Origin of the sequence: Vibrio rotiferianus, assembly GCF_002214395.1 — a bacterium.
In the GTDB taxonomy this organism is placed as follows: domain Bacteria; phylum Pseudomonadota; class Gammaproteobacteria; order Enterobacterales; family Vibrionaceae; genus Vibrio; species Vibrio rotiferianus.
In genome coordinates, this window is the sequence record NZ_CP018311.1 from 315,852 (window position 1) to 337,095 (window position 21,244).

Annotated in this window: 16 protein-coding genes; 6 read left to right on the top strand and 10 right to left on the bottom strand. The window is 41.1% G+C overall.

What is annotated here, in order from left to right; translation table 11 throughout:
• Window positions 1-124 precede the first annotated feature (124 nt).
• Window positions 125-1,213, top strand: a complete 1,089-nt coding sequence (locus BSZ04_RS01585; RefSeq protein ID WP_161493750.1) for a formylglycine-generating enzyme family protein — start codon at window positions 125-127, stop codon at window positions 1,211-1,213.
• Window positions 1,214-1,277: 64 nt separating this feature from the next.
• Here the strand turns inward: BSZ04_RS01585 and BSZ04_RS01590 are convergent, their stop codons facing one another.
• Entirely contained in the window at window positions 1,278-1,541 is a 264-nt protein-coding gene (locus tag BSZ04_RS01590; protein ID WP_088879315.1) for a hypothetical protein, read from the bottom strand.
• A 2-nt stretch (window positions 1,542-1,543) separates the two neighbouring features.
• Entirely contained in the window at window positions 1,544-5,722 is a 4,179-nt protein-coding gene (locus tag BSZ04_RS01595; RefSeq protein ID WP_151899058.1) for a hypothetical protein, read from the bottom strand.
• Window positions 5,723-5,977: 255 nt separating this feature from the next.
• On the opposite strand from BSZ04_RS01595, the gene BSZ04_RS01600 reads away from it, so the two are divergent.
• The gene (locus BSZ04_RS01600) at window positions 5,978-6,556 is read left to right on the top strand and encodes a TMEM175 family protein (RefSeq protein WP_088879317.1); all 579 of its coding nucleotides are present in this window, start codon (window positions 5,978-5,980) and stop codon (window positions 6,554-6,556) included.
• Here BSZ04_RS01600 and BSZ04_RS01605 read toward each other — a convergent pair.
• Entirely contained in the window at window positions 6,551-7,117 is a 567-nt protein-coding gene (locus BSZ04_RS01605) for a hypothetical protein (protein ID WP_088879318.1), read from the bottom strand. The genes BSZ04_RS01600 and BSZ04_RS01605 overlap by 6 nt on opposite strands.
• Window positions 7,118-7,571: 454 nt before the next feature.
• Here BSZ04_RS01605 and BSZ04_RS01610 point away from each other — a divergent pair, with 454 nt between their 5' ends.
• The 3 genes from BSZ04_RS01610 to BSZ04_RS01620 all read left to right on the top strand — a co-directional run bounded on the left by BSZ04_RS01610 (window position 7,572) and on the right by BSZ04_RS01620 (window position 12,390).
• The gene (locus BSZ04_RS01610; protein WP_088879319.1) at window positions 7,572-8,744 is read left to right on the top strand and encodes a DUF3500 domain-containing protein; all 1,173 of its coding nucleotides are present in this window, start codon (window positions 7,572-7,574) and stop codon (window positions 8,742-8,744) included.
• Between the two features lie 84 nt (window positions 8,745-8,828).
• Window positions 8,829-10,751 carry a methyl-accepting chemotaxis protein gene (locus tag BSZ04_RS01615; protein ID WP_088879320.1) on the top strand — a complete coding sequence of 641 codons (1,923 nt, stop codon included), beginning with the start codon at window positions 8,829-8,831 and terminating at the stop codon, window positions 10,749-10,751.
• A gap of 73 nt (window positions 10,752-10,824) precedes the next feature.
• Entirely contained in the window at window positions 10,825-12,390 is a 1,566-nt protein-coding gene (locus tag BSZ04_RS01620) for a sensor domain-containing phosphodiesterase (RefSeq protein WP_088879321.1), read from the top strand.
• 98 nt (window positions 12,391-12,488) lie between these two features.
• Here BSZ04_RS01620 and BSZ04_RS01625 read toward each other — a convergent pair whose 3' ends face one another.
• The 7 genes from BSZ04_RS01625 to narQ form a co-directional block, all read right to left on the bottom strand.
• Window positions 12,489-12,803 carry a hypothetical protein gene (locus BSZ04_RS01625; RefSeq protein WP_088879322.1) on the bottom strand — a complete coding sequence of 105 codons (315 nt, stop codon included), beginning with the start codon at window positions 12,801-12,803 and terminating at the stop codon, window positions 12,489-12,491.
• Window positions 12,804-13,282: 479 nt separating this feature from the next.
• A complete protein-coding gene (locus BSZ04_RS01630) occupies window positions 13,283-14,326 on the bottom strand; it encodes a GMP reductase (RefSeq protein ID WP_010451329.1) in 1,044 nt (347 codons plus the stop codon).
• Window positions 14,327-14,768: 442 nt separating this feature from the next.
• Window positions 14,769-16,304: an NAD(P)H-hydrate dehydratase gene (locus BSZ04_RS01635; RefSeq protein WP_088880218.1), complete on the bottom strand. Its 1,536-nt coding sequence runs from the start codon at window positions 16,302-16,304 to the stop codon at window positions 14,769-14,771.
• A 77-nt stretch (window positions 16,305-16,381) separates the two neighbouring features.
• The gene (locus BSZ04_RS01640; RefSeq protein WP_010451326.1) at window positions 16,382-16,819 is read right to left on the bottom strand and encodes a PAS domain-containing protein; all 438 of its coding nucleotides are present in this window, start codon (window positions 16,817-16,819) and stop codon (window positions 16,382-16,384) included.
• Entirely contained in the window at window positions 16,819-17,823 is a 1,005-nt protein-coding gene (locus BSZ04_RS01645) for a response regulator (protein ID WP_010451325.1), read from the bottom strand. Before BSZ04_RS01645 ends, BSZ04_RS01640 begins: the two co-directional genes overlap by 1 nt.
• Before the next feature lie 298 nt (window positions 17,824-18,121).
• Window positions 18,122-18,754: a response regulator gene (locus BSZ04_RS01650; RefSeq protein ID WP_010451324.1), complete on the bottom strand. Its 633-nt coding sequence runs from the start codon at window positions 18,752-18,754 to the stop codon at window positions 18,122-18,124.
• A gap of 1 nt (window position 18,755) precedes the next feature.
• A complete protein-coding gene (narQ, locus tag BSZ04_RS01655; RefSeq protein WP_088879323.1) occupies window positions 18,756-20,477 on the bottom strand; it encodes a nitrate/nitrite two-component system sensor histidine kinase NarQ in 1,722 nt (573 codons plus the stop codon).
• Window positions 20,478-20,723: 246 nt separating this feature from the next.
• On the opposite strand from narQ, the gene napF reads away from it, so the two are divergent.
• Window positions 20,724-21,209 carry a ferredoxin-type protein NapF gene (gene napF / locus BSZ04_RS01660; RefSeq protein ID WP_088879324.1) on the top strand — a complete coding sequence of 162 codons (486 nt, stop codon included), beginning with the start codon at window positions 20,724-20,726 and terminating at the stop codon, window positions 21,207-21,209.
• The last annotated feature ends 35 nt before the right edge of the window (window positions 21,210-21,244 follow it).

Below are 21,244 nucleotides of genomic sequence, written 5' to 3' on the forward strand. Positions count from 1 at the left end.
TTTTCAACTAGCGTTATGTTTGTAAAACAAAGTAAAGATACGTCAATTTAAAACGCTTTCTACAAAGCATTCACTCTCGAAGTTATACGTTGTTTGTTCATTTCACCAACCAATGGAACAAACAATGAAAGGAAATAACACTGCTCTGTTATTAATTAGTAGTATCTCGATGATGGGCTGTAATGCTTCATCAACATCAAACAACACCTCCAGTGAAACGCCAGCGGCAGACTCGCCAACGACGGGAATAGCATTCGTAACCATACCAAGTAATGGCGAGCTGGCTGAGTTTCAAATATCTTCAACAGAAGTTACCTACTCGGACTACCTGAACTTTCTTAACTCCGCATACTCTGACGGATTAGTTACTTATGACGCCAATACTCAAGTCGTATACGATACCAACGGTATAAAAATGACAGAGCTAGCTGGATCACGAGTCATTAAAGATCATAATAGTGATGGTATTTTTAGTTTAGATGAAATGGAAAATCCACTAAATATGAATTTCATTCAGTTCAATGAAAGCACACAACAGTTTGAACTCGAGGATCCCAAAGAGGTAGATTGGCAAAAATATTTCGACCCAAACCAATATCCGAACGTCGTTGACTCAATCACTGATTGGTTCGAATTGAGCGGAAATTCGTCTGGCTTCTTCGGCGAGGGAGATACAGATGGCGAGCTTCCTACACTAGAAGAAATCGGCAGTTGGCCTGCTAACTTTATCACTTTTTATGGTGCCAAAGCTTTTGCTGACTATTACGGATACTCAATCCCAAGTTTAGCTCAATGGAGAGAGGCAGCCTCAGGAGGAGCAAGTTACACCTACGCAACCTCAAATGGTACTTCAGATGACGGCATAGCCTGGATTAATCAAGACGCCCCACTTCACATCCACAAAGGACATGTTCAGCCTGCGAAATCCAAAGAAGCAAACCCATATGGTGTGTACAACATGGGTGGCAATGTATGGGAGTGGGTCAACGACTGGTACGACGGCTATGACGTATTCTCTCAAGGTAAAAAAACTGAAGACTTCTTTATCGATGATTCGATGACCTTCGCACAATCTGAAGGTGTCTATCTCAAAGGCTTGATAGGTGGCTCATTCAATTATTTCCCACAGACAATGAGATTCGACTGGAATCATGCTGCCAAACCTAATACAGGTAATGATCACTTTGGTTTCCGAGTGGTAAAATCAAACTAAAATGTAAAAACTAAGCACATTAAAAAGGCCAATCTAGCTGTGATTGGCCTTTGATTGTTATTGATTAAACTGGCTCACCTCTTAACCGACCAGGTGCCACAATCAACCTTTCATCACACTCCCTGCGACGACATTTTTCTGCGAATTCAACCGCTTGGTTAGATGAAACATGCAGAGCAGCATACTCATCGATAGATAAACGATAATATTCTTCGTAATCTACGTACGAATTCGCGACTGGTATTGAAATATAGTGCTCTCCGCTTTCCTGTTCGATACCTAAAGAATATCGCCCTTCTTTACTCACTTTTGTGTCAATAAAACGCATACTCAAAACTCTAGACTATTAATTATTAAATCGCTTTCAGGGATGTTAACACCATCTAATACGGCTTCAAAATTACCATCTGGCAACTTACCTCCAGGGATCCAGAGATCATTCGCTCCTGCCTCGTTACCTGATGGTATACGCAAGCCATACTGACGCGGGTTCGATATATCGATACGGAGCAGTTCATTGTCTTGTAAGAAACCTTCTGGTAACCCAAGAGCTTCTTCGAGTGTTTCTGCCGTGTAACTGCTAAGCTTATCCGCCTCTTTTTTGGTTAGCACAAATGTGGTGCCATCGCGTTGTGCAATTTTGTATTTATCAAAGTTACTGCGTGTAACAAACCTTGATGCCCCTTCATCAAACTCAGCAAGATGCTTTTCGATGTAGTCTGCTGATAAATATTCTGTAGGGTTCGGCCTCTGCCCCTTACTAATGGATTTAATGCCATCAATTTGGGCTTGTGACAGCGGAGCCGAACTGGTATCACCGACGTATCTCCAATTTAATCTATCAGCAGGTATACTACCGCCATCAATAATAGCTTCTAAGTTTCCATCAGGTAGCCTTCCTCCAGGTAGCCACTGGCTATTTGCTCCTGCTTCATTACCGGAAGGTATTCTTAACCCCCAATCTCTCGGGCTGTCGATATCAACTCTGATCAGTTTATTACCCTGTAAGAAATCTTCGGGCAACCCTAATGCCTGTTCAAGCTCTTCGGGCGTCAAATCACTTAAGCGATCAGCCTCTTTTTTGGTAAGAACAAAGGTTGTTCCGTCGCGTTGACCCAAACCGTATTTTTGGAAGTTAGATTCAGTAGAGAATCGAGCCGCACCATCATCGAATTTAGACAAATGTGATTCGATATACTCTTCCGACAGATAACTGGAGGGTTCTGGTCTTAAACCTTTATCAATACCGAGGATTTCATCAAATTTATCCTGGGACAACGGCAAAGGGTCCAACTTAGAACTACTCGAAATAACTGTGTTGCCAGATGCTAATTGTCGAGAACTGGATATATCAAGTTGAGTGATTTTTGCTAATTTTTTTCCTTTTGTTGATTTCAACGCATTAAACGCAAGATCGCTAAAACCAGAAAGAGGGTTTAGCTCTTGTAGCGTAGCAACACTTATTGCTTTGGTTACCTTAACTAACGTCGTAGCTTTGTTACTTGCCGAAATACGAGAGATAAGAACTATCGGTTTTTTTAACTTACCGACAATGTACGTAGTTCGGCTAACTTTTGAGGCAACAGAGGCAACTTTTGACGTAGTCTTAACTACTTTAGCGATTTTACTTGCTGATGTTGCAGCTTTTACACCTGCACTACCAATTGGTATAAACGAAAACGCATCTGTGACCAAACCGGTAATGCCAGCACCGACATCTCCCTCTTTGAAAGATTCGACTGTCCCCCAGAGTGGAACTATCGCTTTACCTACTTCTATTAATATTTCATTCGCCGTTGTGATACTACGATAGCCATCTTGCCTATCAGCTAGCGCGAGATATATCGCCTCCTCTAGTACATTTGAATAGTGCTCAGAGCTTGCTGTGTAAACTGTATTGGCGCACTTTACCGTCTTGTATGCTTGTTCTACTGTTCTTCCATCTATGTCGATGTATTCGACATCGTGGCCACAAACCCCAGCCACAGAGGCTATATGATGGGCAATTTCATTTTGGTCAGAAGATATCTCATCAACACTTTTAACATTCCCGTGAATGTTAAAGTCTTGGAGAAAACTGGTATTAAGCTTAACGTCCTGTATCTGGCCCCCTATATCCAATACCCAATAATCTGAATGTAACCCATGCACACTGCCGTTTGTGTTTCTATGCCTCGGATCAGTAATATTGACTTGAGTGTACAAGTCTAACGTGAGTCCAGATTCATGCTTCTCGAGCGCTTCTGCTACGCTCATGCGACCTTGCGATATCTGTTCTAGCTGAATCTGATACGCTAACGCTCTAGCAATTAATCGTGCTGACTTACGATATTGCTCTTCCCAAATATGGGTAATGGTATAGGAGTAAACCCCTTGGTTATTATAGCCGTTTTCTTCGTACCATCGTGCTTCTGCCGCCTTCACAGCTTGTGCATGGTCCCCACCACAGTTGACAGCACTGACACACATTTGGTTGATCGTATGGTTACCAATATACTTACCCCAATACTGCTCAATGAACTCATCATTTGCGCCATACAGCATAAGCTGATGCCTAGCTACGGCTTCTCTGGTTAACAATAACAAAGAGCTTTCTGAAGGAGCGAACTCTTGGCTAGATGCTTCACCAATTAATTCATGGCTTTGATTGATACGCTGATATGCCTGCGTTAATAAATTAAAACTGTCTGCGGGATTGTCATGGTAAAAATTAGGATTAAGTGCAATTAGCATCTCACCAGCAAGAACTCTAGGGTCTTTATACTCTACATAAGTAAATTCGGGCTCAGGCCTTGATAAGTGGCCATACACTTCCGGATTGCGAGTAGAAGAATCGACAATAGCCCCACTAAACTCCAATTCACTATTGAATGTAATTTTATCTAATGTAAATGCTTTGCCCTGGGTAAATGTGCGAGAGTCTTTCACAGAATATTTAACATTTCCTCTCTCCCACCAATACCCTTCATCTGTTATGTATAATTGAGTTGATATCTGGCGTGGCGCATCTCCATAACGGTAGTGAAATGTCGCTTCGTCAGGGCGTCCCATTAGCTCCCACTGTGCGTAAGTGAGTTCAACTGTAAAGTCTGCTTTTCGTTTATGTGTTAGGTGTTTGGACATCCCGACACTAGCATATACTCGGTCGACAAAAGAAAGAGGATCTCGATTTTCCCAAGCACTAACAAAATGGTCAAAAACGAGACTCCACTCCCCTAGTGCGAAGTTTCCCGAGAACTCAGAGCTGTCAAATTGTGCGGCCATTCGTTTAGCTACGGTCGCTTTAATATTGTCGACACTCCCGTAAGGATAATCGCGGTCAACGACGATTAAATCTAACAAAATGCCGGTTAAGCTCGCTTTGACTTTGTTGAACTCAATGTCGTCATCTGACATGAAGTTTGGTAAGTTTTCGAACATTACATCAGATAACTGATATAAATTCGCTCCGATCGGAGCTGAGCCATCAGATAAAAACAGTAATTGGTTACTACTCTCTAAGCCAAGTGTTCCGTAGGACAAAAGGCTGGCTACAAGCTGATCTTTATCATCTATATCCCAGCGTTCAAGATTTAGGCTTGCATACAACAGTGCTGTATGTTGAAGCGGCTCAACCGATAGCTCCCCCAAAGCAAATCGCTCTTCAAGGTAAGTCAATTGATTATCTAGACTAGCCTCGGTGAGTATACGGTGATTGGTTGTTCCTAAAGCCTCATTCAATTGATGTGCCGTAGTCGCTTTCAGATTCATTATCGAGCCATACTCAAATAATGAGTCTTGCCCTAATCGCGTCAGAAGCGCTTGTCGAAGTAACTCACCAGATATAGAAGACGAGTATGAATGCTGTTTAGCAACAGGGAGGATGTTTTGGGCTAATAAATCGGCTATCTGTTGCTTCGTCAGACCATTAAACTCGGGAACTAACCCCATTTGATTGAAGGAAATGATGTCCTGACTTAGCAACTGATATCCGTACGAATCTAAATCATATTCAACAACCTTATTTGGGTTATTCCGAGCCTCGACCAAAGGCTTAATAAGCATTAATGCCTGTTCGAACTGAGTCAAATTCTCAGGGAGGTCAACTTCACGAATAACAGTACCAGAGCGAGTACTTGGATCACTTATACTCGTATTTAGAAAGCGGTCATTAAAACTGATGTTACTCAATTGACAGCTAATACCTAGTGGGTAAGAAACACGACCAACAGCAGTTACATTCAGCTCTCCAGATACAAGCTCCCCTAAATGACCGCTCAATCGCTCAGAGCCAATCAAAGCGTGATCTTTGATACCGTTCAGGGTAAAAAATACAGGCACCTCTGGTGAAATGTTTAACAACTCTGCTTCTGGTAATGACAGTGACAACATAGCATTACATGTTCTAGAAGAGGATGCTTCTCTCACCATCTCTACCCCAACGTCAATCGGCACAGAATTGGCCCAAGTAAGACAAGGCGACATCCCAAGCATGGCTAGGAATATTCGACGTCTCAAATTTGGTTTCATAGTATCTACCTCGAAGATAAATTTTGACATGTGCGTACATTTACGCGCGCGGGCAAATCTTGTAACACCAAAAATGTAAAAAAACTGTTGATTTAAGTGTGCAAACCAAAGAGGTAAGAGCAGTTATGAGGGCGAATTTTCGATTGAAAATATGATTATTCTAAAGGGCGTTCATTCACTTTTATTTCACTATAAAGAAAATAAAATAAACAGACATTAAAACAACATTTTTTAATATAGATTTAGGTAGAGGTAATGAAAGCATCTAGGTTAGAAGCATTTAGTGATGGCGTACTAGCAATAATTATTACTATTATGGTTCTTGAAATTAGACCTCCTGAAGAATACACAATTGATTCATTAACCTTACTAATTCCAAAGGTATTATCTTACCTGGTGAGTTTTCTATATGTGGGTAGTTATTGGAATCACCATCATCACTTATTTAGCAAAGTAAAAAAAATAGACAACTTCACTCTCTGGTCAAACTTGCATTTTTTATTTTGGTTATCGCTTGTACCAGTATCAACGGCATGGCTAGGAGACAGCCATGAAGCATTTATACCGGTACTATTCTATGGTATTGTATTGTTGATGAGTGCAATTTCACTATCACTTGTGCACTACTCTCTATCTAAAGTCGACAAAGGCCTACAGCCTATACTTCGTTCAATAGGGAAAAAGGGCAGCATCTCAATTTGTATATACTTAATTGCGATTTTGATATCTAGCATCAACACTTACGCTGCTTGTATTTTATATGCACTTGTCCCAATCATTTGGATTGTTCAGCTAGATTTTAAAAATCAAAGCGCTAGAGATGATGTACTATAAACTTTTATTGTAGCTATCTTTTGCTCTTTGGTAGCTGTAAAGCATCATGTAAAAGCTCGAAATGAACAAAAAAGCAGCCAATACTTTAAACTCATATTCATAGAGAGCTTTTCCTCTTATAAAATCACTCTTTTCTGAATAAAAAAGACAAGAAAAAACACGAAATGCCGCGTGACTAACATATATAGTTAGTATGCCCACAAATAATATATTTAACTTACACTTGGCAAAACTTGGGCTTTTTAGTAGCAAATAACATAACACTAAAAAACTCAAAAAAATGAAAGCATTGCGATTCAAAACAAAACACCATGCTGTGTCTTTCATATTGAGAGAAAGAAATACAACTAAAACACTCATTAATAAAAGAAGAAGCAAGACACCTTGAAAACTTGGCTTTTTTATATAAATCCTCATTATGCCAACGACAAAAAGATAATGCCCCAATACATACATAGCGTTAGATATTATTATGATATGGGAATGGGCTTGTGGGTAGTTTGATGCCAAAGGAAAAATAGAAACGGCGATACAAGCAATTCCCCATAAAGAATGGCTCATATCAATTCTTTCGTACGCAACAAAACGACAGCAAATGTACAATGAAGCGCAACACAATAAGCTGCTCAAAATCATCAAAACTGAAAGTATTGGTAAGTCCATCTATAACTACACACTCAAAAGCAACTAATGATATATTTATAATTTATAATATCAATAATAATCTTACATATTTTGTAATTCATCACCATATTTTATCATTTATCGCACGTACAGCCTGCTAAGAAACCACCACAGCAGCACACAAACCCATTTGATAACAATTAATTACACTCTATAAGACATGACTTTAGCGTACTTATTGGAATTTCTTCCGGTTCATCACGACCAACCCACGTAACCACGCACCAGTCAGCCTTTACAGAATAAATAGGCACCTTCTACATATTTTTCATGCCAGTGACGACACACTGGCAATGAATATCGAATAACTACCAAAAAATAGGAAAGAAAGGTGAAGCAAAGCTCAACACTACTCATCGCCGCAGCACTCGCAGCAACATTTACATCAAACGCATTTTCTCATTCGGATCATGATCATACACATGACCATAAGCATTCCAAAAATACGCAAGTAGCGGAAGCGGTTTCCAGCGCGACACAAATGACAAGCGAAGCAAGCAAGCTATTTGAGTTACTCAGCGAAGAGCAAGTTTCTGCAATTTTGTATCAGTTTTCCGATGACGCAAACCGAACTTATTGGACTAATGCACCTGTTGATTCACAAGCAAGAAACGGCTTACCTATCGGCAGGCTTTCAGTAGAACAACGTCATCAGTTACATCAATTGTTGATATCTTCGACCAGTTCCCAAGGCTATTACAAAATATGGGCCGCTGTGCAAGGTGATAACGAATTGAAGAAGGAAGGTGAAAACCGAGAACTAACTTCTGAAAAGTTTTTTAATAAAAATCAAAGCTTAGGTGCAAACAACTATTGGGTTTCGTTCTATGGAGATCCAAGAACAGAAGCTCGATGGGGCTATATGATTACAGGCCATCACTTAGCGGCAAACTTTACCGTCGTCGATGGTAAAACAACGTTTGTACCCATGTTTTATGGCTCCGACCCAGCTGTAATTGGACACGGAGCTGAAGCCGGCTATCAATTTTTACCTCAGGAAAGACGCCGAGGCTACGAGCTATTAAATAGTTTGGACTCAAAGCAGAAATCTATCGCGGTGATAAGCAATACTGTTCCATTCAATAAGTACGGAGCAAAAGACTTTTTTGGCCCAGGCACCAAGGATAACGAAGTTCAGAAACGCGGCATCCGAGGCGATCAGTTAAACAAAGATCAAAAAGAGCTTCTTTGGATCCTTATTCAAGAGTACGTTCGCAATGCAGATTTCGATGTCGCTGACAAACAGCTCGAAAAAATCCAACATGATGGTTGGGATAACATCTACTTCATGTGGATGGGACCAGTGGACGGAAGCGAGCAAGTATTCTTTAGGGTTAATAGCCCAAGTATCTTGATAGACTTTGTTGACCAACGTACAGGCTTTGACTGGAATACTCACCCTCACACAATCGTTCGTGACCCTTCGAATGATTATGGAGAAAACTGGCTACAACGCCACATTAGTGAGCATCATGTCAAGGGGACTAGACCTGACAAAAAATAAAGTTACTAATCCCGAGTGTGCCGAGCTATCCACGGCGCACTTTATTATCTACAAATTACACAAAAAATTCACAAATATTATGGAATGATTGTCTCACTTATAAAACAAACGCCATATTATAAAATGAATTTAAGAACCCATCTATTGGCCATATTTGGCTTAATGATAACGTCAATTGTGGTCAGCTTAAGCGCTACAAGCTTTGTGAACTTTGACAACGCCTCTATCAATGCCGCGAAAGAATCGTTAGTCGTAGAAAGTAGGTTATTAGGTGCGCTAACCGAAGAAAAGATAAATAGCTACTTCATGTCATTAGAGACTGTAGCAAAAGAGCTATCTTCCAGCGAAGATTCACTCGTCTCAGACTCTACAACTAGTGAGTTATTACTAGCAGTCCAGCAGACGATGGGATTTAAAGCCATTTATTTTGGAACCCAGTCCGGCGATACCTACCTCCCAACAGGCTTGATACCTGACTTCAATGCCAAAACCTTAAAACGTGAATGGTACCAAAGAATACTCTTAGATAAAGAAGATAGAGTCATGACGACACCATATCTAGCGGGTGATGAACCAGTTATGGCATTAGCTGTACCGATTATGTTCAAAGGTGAAGTCGTCGCAGCGCTATCTGCGAATATCTCCGTTACAGAGTTAAGCGAATATCTCGAAAAACACTCTTCACACAACCAAATTTTTGTTGCTAGAGATGATGGCTATATACTCGCTGCAAAATACCCTGAAATGATAGGAACTAACCTATACGAGGAACGCCCTAGCTATGCCGCCCATCGTAATAAAGACTCTAGTAGCCATACCTATCGATTGGGTATTGATGAGTTTTTTGTTGTGTCTTCCAAGATCCCTTCTTTGAACTGGACATTTTGGTCATGGGAAGACATAAAAAAAATCGAATCTGCATCTATTACGAACGTAAAACGATCGGCTCTTATATCAACAGCGTTACTCGTAGTTTCGTTAATTGTTCTATACTTTATCATTACGAAGGCCATCTATAAGCCAATTGGCGGCGAACCAAAGGAAATTGAACAAATTCTGCAGCGTGTCGCAAAAGGCGATCTTAGCAATATCTACGAAACGCAAAGCGAAAAAACGGGCATTTATGCCAGCCTATGCATCATGGTGGCTAACCTTCGCTCTACTCTTGAAGCAATCAATCAATCTTCCCTGTCTCTTGGGGATTTAGCTACCAATGCCTCCACTCAATCTGAACAACTAAGCATTGGCGCTGAATCGCAATCCTCTCAATTAGAGCAATCTGCAACTGCCATGACAGAAGTAACCGCTACCGTGGACGAAGTGGCGCGAAGTGCCTACGACGCGTCTCAATCTGCCGAGAACGCTAAACAACTTACGACCGCCGGAAATAAAGTAGTCTCTGATATGAATAATGAGCTAGCAACCTTACAGTCTGGTTTGAATCAACTACTAACGGTGACGAACACTCTAGAATCCCAAACGATCAATATTGGCTCAATTTTAGAGGTCATTGACAATATCTCAGAGCAAACGAATCTCTTAGCTTTGAATGCAGCCATAGAGGCTGCGCGTGCGGGTGAACAAGGAAGAGGGTTTGCCGTTGTCGCAGATGAGGTCAGAAACCTAGCAAACAAGACGAAAGCAAGCACCAGTGAAATCCAAAGCGTAATTGAAGAGCTTCAAAATGAAGCAAGACAGTCCGTACAGCTAATGGAAAACAACACCAACGCACTTTCTAAAACGCTCGAACAATCAGAAAATGTAGATAATGCACTAAAAGATATCGCAAACGCCGTGAATCAGATTCTTGACATGAGCCATCAAATTGCAACGTCGACCGAAGAACAGACACATGTCGCTGCGGATATTAATGCGAGTATTACTGAGATCAATGCTGTATCAAAAGATATGTATCTTTCAGCTCAAGCGAATAGAGAAATGTCCAATGAGCTTTCGGACAATTCAACATCTTTAAAGAAATTGGTCCAAGCATTTAAGCTGCATTAATAATAAAGAGGCTTGTTCTCTGTTTACAGGCCTCTTTAACACTTTACAATCTACTAAATATAAATGGTAAATTATGGAAACGTCACTACTAGTAAAGTTGGCTGACTCAATCAATGATTCAAACATTGGCATTTGGTATCGTAGAGGTGATGGACTACTTTCGTTCCACAATCGACAGTTTTATCGTCAATTTGGAATATCTACAGATCCAATAACAATGGATGAGTGGGTATCAATCATCCATCCCGAAGATCGAGGACTATTTTTAAGCAAAGTTAATAGTCATCTTACATCAAAAAAAGAGATTGGCTCTAGTAATTACCGCATAAAAAACGCGGATAATAATTATATCAATATAGAGTCAACCGGAATATTATACCAAGAAAATGGCGAAAATAAATTCATAGGTATACATAAATCAATAACAACAGACATTAGTCGAACGCAACTAAGCCAACTTACCGGGTTAAGAGGTTTAGAAGCTTTAGAAAGAGAATTAGATAAAAGTCACATCAATAAGAAACTATATGTCGTAAACAGTAATCGTATTGACTCTAGAGTAAAGTCTCTTGGAAGAAAAATTATACTTAATTTTGTCAATTTGATAGAAGAAACTTTCTACAAACTAAATTTGAAATTTGAACTTTTTATTATTGATGAATCGCACATTGTCGCTCTTATAGATAATAAAATTAGTGTCGATGACAGTTTAATTATAAAAACCATAATTGAACAATGTGATTTAAATGGGTATATATTTAAAGATGAATTATCATTAGTGTCAATGCAATCATACTTTATTGAAGACATTACCAATTTATATCAATTCATTACAAATATAACTAATTATACTAATATAAACGTAAAATCAAAATACTTAAAGTTAGACAGAGAAAACTATAGAATAATTTCTAGACAATTGAATATAGCTGCTGCTTTAGAATCTGCTATTAAAAATGACGAATTCCAAATAGCAATACAACCGATCATAGACAATAAAACAAATACGATACACTCCTTGGAAGCACTAGCCAGATGGCATTTAAAATCGGTTGGAAATATTACTCCTTTAGAGTTTATACCTTTGATTGAAAAGTTAGGCTACTCTTCCACCTTCGGATGGCTAATTGTAGAAAAATGCTGTAAACACATTCAATACAATAGAATCGAAAGTGTCAACATTAACATATCTGTTAGTTTCCTTAAGTCACCAAACTTCATAAGCAAATTACTAAAAATGACAAAGGAATATGAAATATCTCCTTCACAACTAACACTAGAAATAACTGAGTCAATTTTCTTAGATCATGACCTTGCTGTTCAGGAAAGGCTATTAAAACTATCAGGACTTGGTTTTAAATTATCTTTAGATGATTTTGGAACTGGTTTTAGCTCTATAATAAGCTTGTACAAATTGCCATTCAACCAGATTAAGATTGACAAACTTTTCACACAAGAATTAGACTCAAATATCCACTTTAAATCATTATTTGTATTTTTATCTGAAACAGCTAAGAAGATGGGCATCGAATTAGTTGCTGAAGGCGTTGAATGTAAAGATCAACTATGTAAGCTCAAGTCTTATGGAGTAACCCATGTTCAAGGTTATTTCTTAGGAAAACCTATACTAATCTATTAAAATAATACCTGCGTAGGCGCGCAGGTATTTAAATTACAAAATCCGTAATTCCAATCTGTGTTGGCTGTTACTAGAGCCTGAATTTTGCTTCAAGATTATTAAAAAGCGTAGGGGGATACTTCTAACTCTGTTCTACTATCAGTTTTATGAGCCTTAACTCTGAATGGCGATAGCGCGACTTTACCATTTTTAAAAGAAAACTCCAAAGATGCACTATTTCTAAGGTGTAATATATACTTAATGGGAAAGCTTTGGTATGTTCCATTTACTTCAAAAAAATCATTAATCGTCTCTAACTTCTCAATCTGATAATTATGGTCGCCAATATTTATAAACACCACTGATTTCGAAAAATTAATTCTTTCTTCAATTTCAATTAAAAGAAAAAGAGAGTCTGGCGTAAAAGTTATCATCGATAATACTCCTATTTTATGCTACCAATTGATGGGTTATATAAAAATCCCAACTAATAACCCTATTGCAAATAAAGTCATCAACAAACGATTAGCCTTCTTACTCTCGATCACCGTAAGAAAATTAGAATTAAAAATTTCTTTGCTATATTTAAAATTTGAACTATTCGTATCCCCTCGATACTGATTATTTTCCATGTACCTTCCCGGCTATTGAGCTATGAATCAATAGTGGCATTTTTAATGTAAAAAATATGTGGATAATTAGTCACAAAAATGGAATAAAAACTCTATACAAATATGAGCATCAGGCATTACTGCCAAAATGTCAGGAAGTGTTAAGAGATAAATTTGGTTAAGCTCGAAATACAAGATTAGATTAGAGATAAATTCTCTAGATTGAAGAGCAGACGCTCCATTAAAAAGAGCCGCTAAATGCGGCTCTTAATCTATCGAATACTATCCCAATAATCTTGAGATTACTCTTTACCGAATACGTTATTCTCTTGCTCTTGTACGCGGATGAATGTAGTACGCTTGGTTAGCTCTTTAAGCTTTGCTGCGCCTACATATGTACATGTTGAGCGAACACCGCCAAGGATGTCTTGGATAGTGCCGTGAACACTGCCGCGGTAAGGTAGAAGTACGGTTTTACCTTCAGCTGCGCGGTAGCCCGCAACACCACCAGAGTGCTTGTCCATCGCGCTCTTAGAAGACATGCCGTAGAACTTCATGAACTTCTCACCGTCTTTCTCAATCACTTCGCCGCCTGACTCTTCATGACCAGCCAGCATGCCGCCAAGCATTACGAAATCAGCGCCGCCGCCGAATGCCTTCGCTACATCACCTGCACATGAACAGCCACCGTCGCCAACGATCATACCACCAAGACCGTGTGCCGCATCGCCACATTCAATAATTGCAGAAAGTTGCGGGTAACCAACACCAGTTTTAACGCGTGTGGTACATACAGAACCAGGGCCGATACCTACTTTAACGATGTCTGCTCCGGCTAGGATCAGCTCTTCACACATATCACCAGTTACGACGTTGCCAGCAGAGATGACTTTGTCTGGGAACTCTGCACGAACGCGCTCTACATAGTCAACCAGATGTTCTGAGTAACCATTCGCGATATCGATACAGATGAAAATGAATTCATCTGACAGAGCCATAATGTCTTTGGTTTTTTGGAAGTCTGCGTCCGATGTACCCGTAGACACCATTACATTGTTTAGCGTTGTTTTGTCTGCTGATTTTGCAAACTCTGCCCAGTCTTCCACTGTGTAGTGCTTGTGAACAGCGGTCATTACACCATGCTCTGCTAGTGCCTTCGCCATTGCAAAACTACCAACCGAATCCATGTTAGCTGCGATTACAGGCACACCTGACCATTGACGGCCACTATGCTTGAATGTAAAATCGCGGGTTAAATTTACTTGAGAACGGCTTTTCAGGGTAGAACGTTTCGGGCGAAACAGTACATCTTTAAAACCTAACTTAAGTTCTTGTTCGATACGCATTGTGTAATTCCTTGATTCATATGTATATGTGTCACCTCAGAGTGCGTAGTGAAGTCGTTGGCAGACGAGTTCACTGTTCTTCGGACACAAAAAAACCGGAGCGTTGGCAGACGCTCCGGTTTTCAGCATTATAGGCCGTGATTTATTTCCTACAAGTCTGATATTTGAATTTTTTTTGTGATACCATCTTGGAAATCGCATATCAAAAACACCCCCCAAAACCTCCAAATTACAACTTAATCAGCAATATCAAGTAGTTAAAACCAATCTTTAGGTAATCCTTTGCGCAAACCTTTGCGTGAAATTCATGACTGGCTACCGTACAACCCCTCATAAACGCTTAAAATTACGCCAAACGAGTTCTTCACGTCCTATTAATTAATAATATTTACTTCAAAATTTTCACGCTTAACGTCACTTTTTTGAGCTTTAAGAAGACTTTTTACAAACGCTGAGAATTAATTGCATGCCGAAGCGACTCAATGACATCAGTTGCCAATAGTCCAACTTCGCCATTTTGTTCAACGTTTAAATCTGCAGCATTACTATGGAGAACAACACCTAGACGTGCAGCAATTGCGATAGGCAAACCTTTAGCCAATAGCGCGGCTATCACACCTGAAAGAACATCCCCCATCCCTCCACTAGCCATTCCGGGATTTCCGGCCAAACAAACATACATACGTGCACCATCATATATCAATGAACCAGCCCCTTTGAGGACAATGACACCACCATAGTATTCTTGGAGTTGTTTCACCGCCGCGAAGCGATTTTGTTCTATCTCTTTGGTTGAAACATCAAGTAAACGTGCAGCTTCACCTGGGTGTGGTGTCATAACGCGCTGCTCGTCTCGTACAAATGCCACATCAGCACTTTTATTCAGCATCGCAAGAAGGTTCAAACCATCAGCATCAATCACCTTGGGTTTATGTTGCTGAGATAGCATTACATAAGCCAGATACGCCCATTCATCCACGCCAAAACCTGGGCCAAAGGCTAAAACATCAGCCCAGTCTGCTCGTTTCACTAGTTCGTTATCGGTATCTTTGAGCTGCTCTAGAGTAATACTCTGACTCATGACTTCTGGTGAGGCGACCTGTAAAGGTATTAAAGAATTCGGATGGGTTATGGCGGCCGTTAAGCCTGCTCCTGTACGAGTTGCCGCTGATGCACATAATCGGATGGCTCCAGACATTCCTTGGTTACCACCCACGCACAGTAACTTACCGTTGTCACCTTTATGGGCCGTTGGATTCGCTTCTGGCCACAACCGACTAATTATTTTCTGATCAATGCCTAGAGCGCTTTCATCAGTGATAGACTGGAACTCTCGCTCAACACCCAATCCAGCAAAATGAAGCTCCCCGACGTTCGACCGCGCTTGCCCAGTACAGAGTCCTTGTTTAACACCGATAAATGTAACGGTATGGTCGGCTTTAACGGCATGGCCTAATACATTACCTGTATTGGCGCAAAGACCTGATGGAATATCAATAGAAATGACGGGGCATCGTATGCGGTTGATCTGGTCAATGTGCTCACTTAGCGGCTTCTTAACGTCCCCACTTAGACCAGTGCCTAGTAAGGCATCAATAATGACATCCGCTTCAAACAGGGCTTCCTCCCAATCATTCCAGTCTGAATGCCTGCCATCATTAAGAACCCATTCTTGGAAAGCGAGTTGGGCGTCACCCTTGAGTGCTTCTTCTTTTCCGGCTTGAAAGACTGAAACATCAAGTTGTGCTTGTTGTGCGAGCGTCGCAAAGACATACCCATCACCACCGTTATTGCCTTTTCCGCACAAAACAACGACCTTCTTCGCTCTAGGGTAAAGAGTTTGAAAGCGTTCGTATACCGCCATCCCCGCACGTTGCATCAAGCTATACATAGAGATGCCCGCCAAGCGAGCAGCCTCCACCTCTCCGCTTTTCACTTGCTCTGCGGTGTAGAGTTTCAACGCTAAACTAAAGTCCATATCATCAATCTGCATACCGTGTGCCCTATCTATAAGGGTATACAAAAAAGCCGAGGTTAACCTCGGCTTCTCTGTGTTTATTTTGGTTGAGCGAGTAGCGCTTCTGCGGTCGCATCATTAATAGAAAGGAATAATGAGTTTATCTTCCCAGTTGGGGTCCGCATTGGGTTAAGCGTTACATTCTGGTACATAAACTCCGCTTGTTGTGTAACAGGGCGAACGTTACGACAACGGAAAAGATATGGACGCTGGCGCCAAGTAATAAAGCTTCGACAACCTAGATCATAAACAGGCTTCGTTTTTAGCTTGAACCATTCTTGAGGGATCTCTGGAAAAATATCAAAGATCGAGCGGCCAATTGCATCATGAGATTGAAGGCCACTGTGGTGAGTCATGAAGCCATTCCACACTTGAACATTGTAATCTCGGTCCAAAACCACCAATCCCATGTCGACATTTTGAACCATGTCGACCATCCAGTGGAACTGTTCAAATTCTGCAGGCAGATTCAACATCAGAAATCCTCCATCAAATACGACAGTTTGTTGTCAAGAAGCGGAAGCGACTCATCGACAAACATAAACAAAAGATCACAACGAATTGAAGTGCCATCAATATTGTAACTCACCTCGAAGGTCATAGTTCTACTGAACGCGCCCGTCGTGGATTCGATAATCGAGTCAATTGATATGTGCTGACCCAAAAGAACAGGAGAGCTCTGGAAGAAACGAACTTCCGCTTGTTCCCCTAAACCATTCAAAAATGACCCGACTAAGATATTGGAGATATCCATTAGCAGCTCTAGCTCTTCAAGCTCTTCGCTATCAGCAGGTACCTTCATGAGTTTCTTCAGATCAGAAACACTCGAATCGCTTAAGATAACCAAGGCCTCTCCGGCGATCCCTTCTCCACAAAAGCCTTGGCAAACACCTGAGACATTATCATGTGAGGCCAAATCTCTTAGCGCCATATGAAGCTCGCTGAGCTCAAAAATATTAACGTTTGGCAAAGGCAGATGAACAAATACGTCGAAATGGCGAGCCAAAGCATCCGCTGCACGACCGATCGAGACGTTGGCCACCTCCATGTAGATATCGCGTCTACGCAAAATTGGCAGCTCAACAACGCTAGGCATAACAACTTGCGGAACCTGAGGCGGCTCAACCAACTCTTTTAGTGTTGCTTTTAGCTCGTCTTTACCGATGGGCTTTTGAATAAATGCTTTAGCGCCAAGCGCAAAAACGCGCTCTTTTGCTTTAGGCTGAATATCCCCCGATACAACAACAACAGGCGTGGTGTTCCCCAGCCTACGCATCTCTTCAAGTGTTTCAAAACCATCCATCTCAGGCATGGTGAGGTCAAGAAACATGAGCTTAAATTCTTTTTGCGCTAGCTCTTCTAGCGCGTTTTTACCGTGAATGGCAAAAGTGATATCTGCATTCAGTGTTGCAGGCAGTGACCTCGCCATCTGTTTGCGCGCGAGCGCTGAGTCATCACAGATGAGTACAGGAAAAGACATTCAACCACCTTCAAATATTCAACAACCTGATCAGAAGTTTATCAGATTGTTACCGCATATAGTACGAGAAAACTGACAAGTTTATTTTCATTATTATGGCTTCTAGCATACGCAAGATGAATAGTTGAGTGAACACCAATCCAAGTAAACTCTTGGAAAGAGCCCTAAAAAAGAGACGTCACGAACAAAAATGCCCACGCTTAAAGGCGCAGGCATTAGTAATCAAAGGTTTTAAGTGAGAACGAGAAGCTTTGCAGTGTGTAATTGTTTAGTTCAACGGCTCATTCCCTGAGACCTTTTATTTCACCTCACCGTATCGTTCCAGATACAAAACCGTTGCGGCTGTACGCGATGGAACCTGCAGTTTTTTCAAAAGGCTCTTCATATGCACTTTAACCGTAGACTCCGAGATAAACAGTCGGTCTGCAATCTGCTTATTACGGAAACCCCTCGCAACTTCTTGCAGAATTTGTGTTTCACGATCCGTTAGTGAATCGAAAACATCCGTTTGATCAGAACGCTCACTTAGATAGTTAGCCACGGCTTGGCTATAGGCTTTGTCACCTTGATGTGCACTTTTTAGCAACTCAACAAGCTCATCGGGTTCCGTATCTTTTAGAAGGTAGCCATCTGCACCACTACGAACAATCGCTTCAATATCTGCTGGGCTATCAGAAACCGTCAAAATTACAATACGAGCTTCACAACCATCCGCACGTAGTGCTTTTAGTGTGTCTAAGCCCGACATACCTTTCATGTTTAGATCGAGTAACACTAAATCCAGTTCATGCTCATGCGCTTGTGCAATCGCATCTGCACCGCTACTTGCCTCACAAACTACATCGAATTCTTGTTCGAAACTCAATAACTGTTGGATACCACGGCGCATCAGTGGGTGATCATCCACCAGCATTACTTTACACACTGTCAATTTATACTTCCTTACTCTGCTGGAATTCTAATGTTACGGTACAGCCCATGTCGCGTTGAGCCTCAACACTCAAATCTGCGTGGAGCCTTGCCGCACGCTCTTGCATGATACTCATACCGTAGTGATTTAACTTTTCATCTTGTCTATCAAACCCAACGCCATCATCTTCGACTCTCACGGTGACAAAACCGTCTGATTCAAGGCATTCAATGTTAATGTTCTCAGCTTGCGCATGCTTAATGGCGTTGATTGTCGCTTCTCTTATCAACTGTAGTAGATGCACTTGCTGGTGCGCATCAAGCTCAGTAGACGAAAGTTGGTTATTCAATGAAATGACCGCTGTGGTTTGCTCATCCAGTGTTGCAACCATTTCTTGTAGGGCTTGCCCAAAGCTGCCCTCTTTGATCGAGAGACGAAACGTCGTTAAAAGCTCTCGTAATTGAGTATAAGCTGACGATAACCCAGTATCGAGTTCGGCAATAACTTGCGCAGTTTGCGCAACAGCCACCTCATCCGGTAGTCCTTTTACGCTTCGCTTTAGTAACGAGACTTGGATCTTAAGATAAGAAAGAGCTTGAGCTAATGAATCATGCAACTCACGCGCAATGGTGGCTCGTTCTTCCATCAACAATAACTGTTCGGCTTGCCTTTGTGCGCGGTTGTAATATACCGCACGAGATAAGATCTGCACAAAGTTATCGATAAGTGACTCATTAGGACACGGTAAGCCCGCTTTCCAGTGTAAGTAACCAAGGTGCTCACCATCGAGAGTCAGTGTTTTGCTATGACACTCACTATCGCAATTATGACGACACTCTTCACCTTCAGTCAGTATCCAGTTTGGTTCGCCAATTTGGTCGATTTCAAGCTTTACAGCACGAATACCTTCCAAGCTTACAATATGTTGTAGGATTGCTTGAAAGTTCTCTTGATGAATGCGCGAAGCGGTCAGCTCCTTCGATGAGTCATAAAGCACTTGTAACGACTGGTTAGCATGTTGCAATTTTCGAGTTTTCTCATTAACTGCTTGCTCTAATCCCCGATACAACTGGCCTAGATCGTGCGCCATGTTGTTGAAGGTTCGGGTTAGGATACCCATTTCGTTATCACTTGAAACGTTCAATGACACGTTAAATGAACGATTCTGAATCTGCTCACTAGCAAATACTAATGCACGTAACGGCCTGACCACCTCAAGCCTGACAAAATGCACAACAAACATGCTAACAAACAAAATGCCTCCGAGCCCTAATCCACCAATCCACGCTAAGTTGATCAGTTTCTGCTCAGAATAATGCTGTAGCTTAAAAACGAACGCATCGATCTGTTTCACAAAGCCCGCTACCAACACCAAATATCGGTCTCTATCTTGGCTCTTCAACACCGATTTCAGTTCATGCCAGCGAAGGATCAAACGGTAGTAATCTTTTGTGATGTCTTCAGGTACTGACCAATGTTGCAGAGCCAGCATCGAATGGGAGTATATAGACTGCTCAAATAAGTCAATATGTGAAGAATAATCTACAGATTCACTCTGAATATCGTGAGCTAATCGATAGCTCTGCATACGCATTGAACCAGACACATTGACGGCCTCTGCATCATTAAGGCTCGATGCAAGAGTGAAAATAGCAAAGCCAGTCGTCGCCACTGAGAGGAGCAAAATCAACATCATGGCAGATGCGATGGTACGTGTTACTGACTTTTTCACATTATTAAACAACTCTGAACTCCGCTGATACGACAACCGCATTTCTTACTATGTAACACGCATTATCTTTTAACTTTATCAATATGTGATCACCTGCGTTGGAATTTATTGATCCAAAACAACATTGCATCCCAATTACCTCCTAAGAGGTATTTATAGATATATGTCAAAAACTACAATTTCGTGTACTTAAATGACAGTTTATTAATGAAATTGTGGACTATGCTTAGTTTGGGTTTCTAACTTTGAGGTAACTAAGTGGTAGACCTTTCTAGACGAAGACTTTTTGCAAGAAAAACGCAACCGGATAATTCGGTACGTCTTCCTTGGCTGGCAAAACCAACTCAGTTCATCGATGACTGTACTCGCTGCGGTAAATGTATCGAGGCTTGCGAAGCCAAGATTATTACCAAAAGTGACGGCGGTTTTCCTGCCGTTGATTTTTCGATTGATGAGTGCACGTTTTGTTATCAATGCGCCGATGCTTGTCCTGAGCCGCTTTTTTTAGCAGAAGAAGAGCAACCATGGCAGGCAAAAGCAACGATCAACGATAGCTGCTTAGCAACGCAAAATGTCGAATGCCGAAGCTGTGGGGATATGTGCGACCCAATGGCAATTAAGTTCCAATTGGAAATTGGCAAAGTAGCACAACCAAATATAGACCTTGATGAGTGTAACGGCTGCGGCGCCTGTGTATCAGTTTGCCCTACTTCATCCATCAATGTGAGCAATATAACAGCCTAGCCCTTATTTAGCGCTAAAGGCGATAGAAACGAGAG

Bases quoted from the DNA above. Each gene is read 5' to 3' on its own strand.
- BSZ04_RS01585 (WP_161493750.1), top strand. From the start codon at position 125: ATGAAAGGAAATAACACTGCTCTGTTATTAATTAGTAGTATCTCGATG.
- BSZ04_RS01635 (WP_088880218.1), bottom strand. From the start codon at position 16,304: ATGGACTTTAGTTTAGCGTTGAAACTCTACACCGCAGAGCAAGTGAAA.
- BSZ04_RS01600 (WP_088879317.1), top strand. From the start codon at position 5,978: ATGAAAGCATCTAGGTTAGAAGCATTTAGTGATGGCGTACTAGCAATA.
- BSZ04_RS01605 (WP_088879318.1), bottom strand. From the start codon at position 7,117: ATGAGCCATTCTTTATGGGGAATTGCTTGTATCGCCGTTTCTATTTTT.
- BSZ04_RS01615 (WP_088879320.1), top strand. From the start codon at position 8,829: ATGATTGTCTCACTTATAAAACAAACGCCATATTATAAAATGAATTTA.
- BSZ04_RS01630 (WP_010451329.1), bottom strand. From the start codon at position 14,326: ATGCGTATCGAACAAGAACTTAAGTTAGGTTTTAAAGATGTACTGTTT.
- BSZ04_RS01640 (WP_010451326.1), bottom strand. From the start codon at position 16,819: ATGTTGAATCTGCCTGCAGAATTTGAACAGTTCCACTGGATGGTCGAC.
- BSZ04_RS01590 (WP_088879315.1), bottom strand. From the start codon at position 1,541: ATGCGTTTTATTGACACAAAAGTGAGTAAAGAAGGGCGATATTCTTTA.
- BSZ04_RS01645 (WP_010451325.1), bottom strand. From the start codon at position 17,823: ATGTCTTTTCCTGTACTCATCTGTGATGACTCAGCGCTCGCGCGCAAA.
- BSZ04_RS01620 (WP_088879321.1), top strand. From the start codon at position 10,825: ATGGAAACGTCACTACTAGTAAAGTTGGCTGACTCAATCAATGATTCA.
- BSZ04_RS01625 (WP_088879322.1), bottom strand. From the start codon at position 12,803: ATGATAACTTTTACGCCAGACTCTCTTTTTCTTTTAATTGAAATTGAA.
- BSZ04_RS01595 (WP_151899058.1), bottom strand. From the start codon at position 5,722: ATGAAACCAAATTTGAGACGTCGAATATTCCTAGCCATGCTTGGGATG.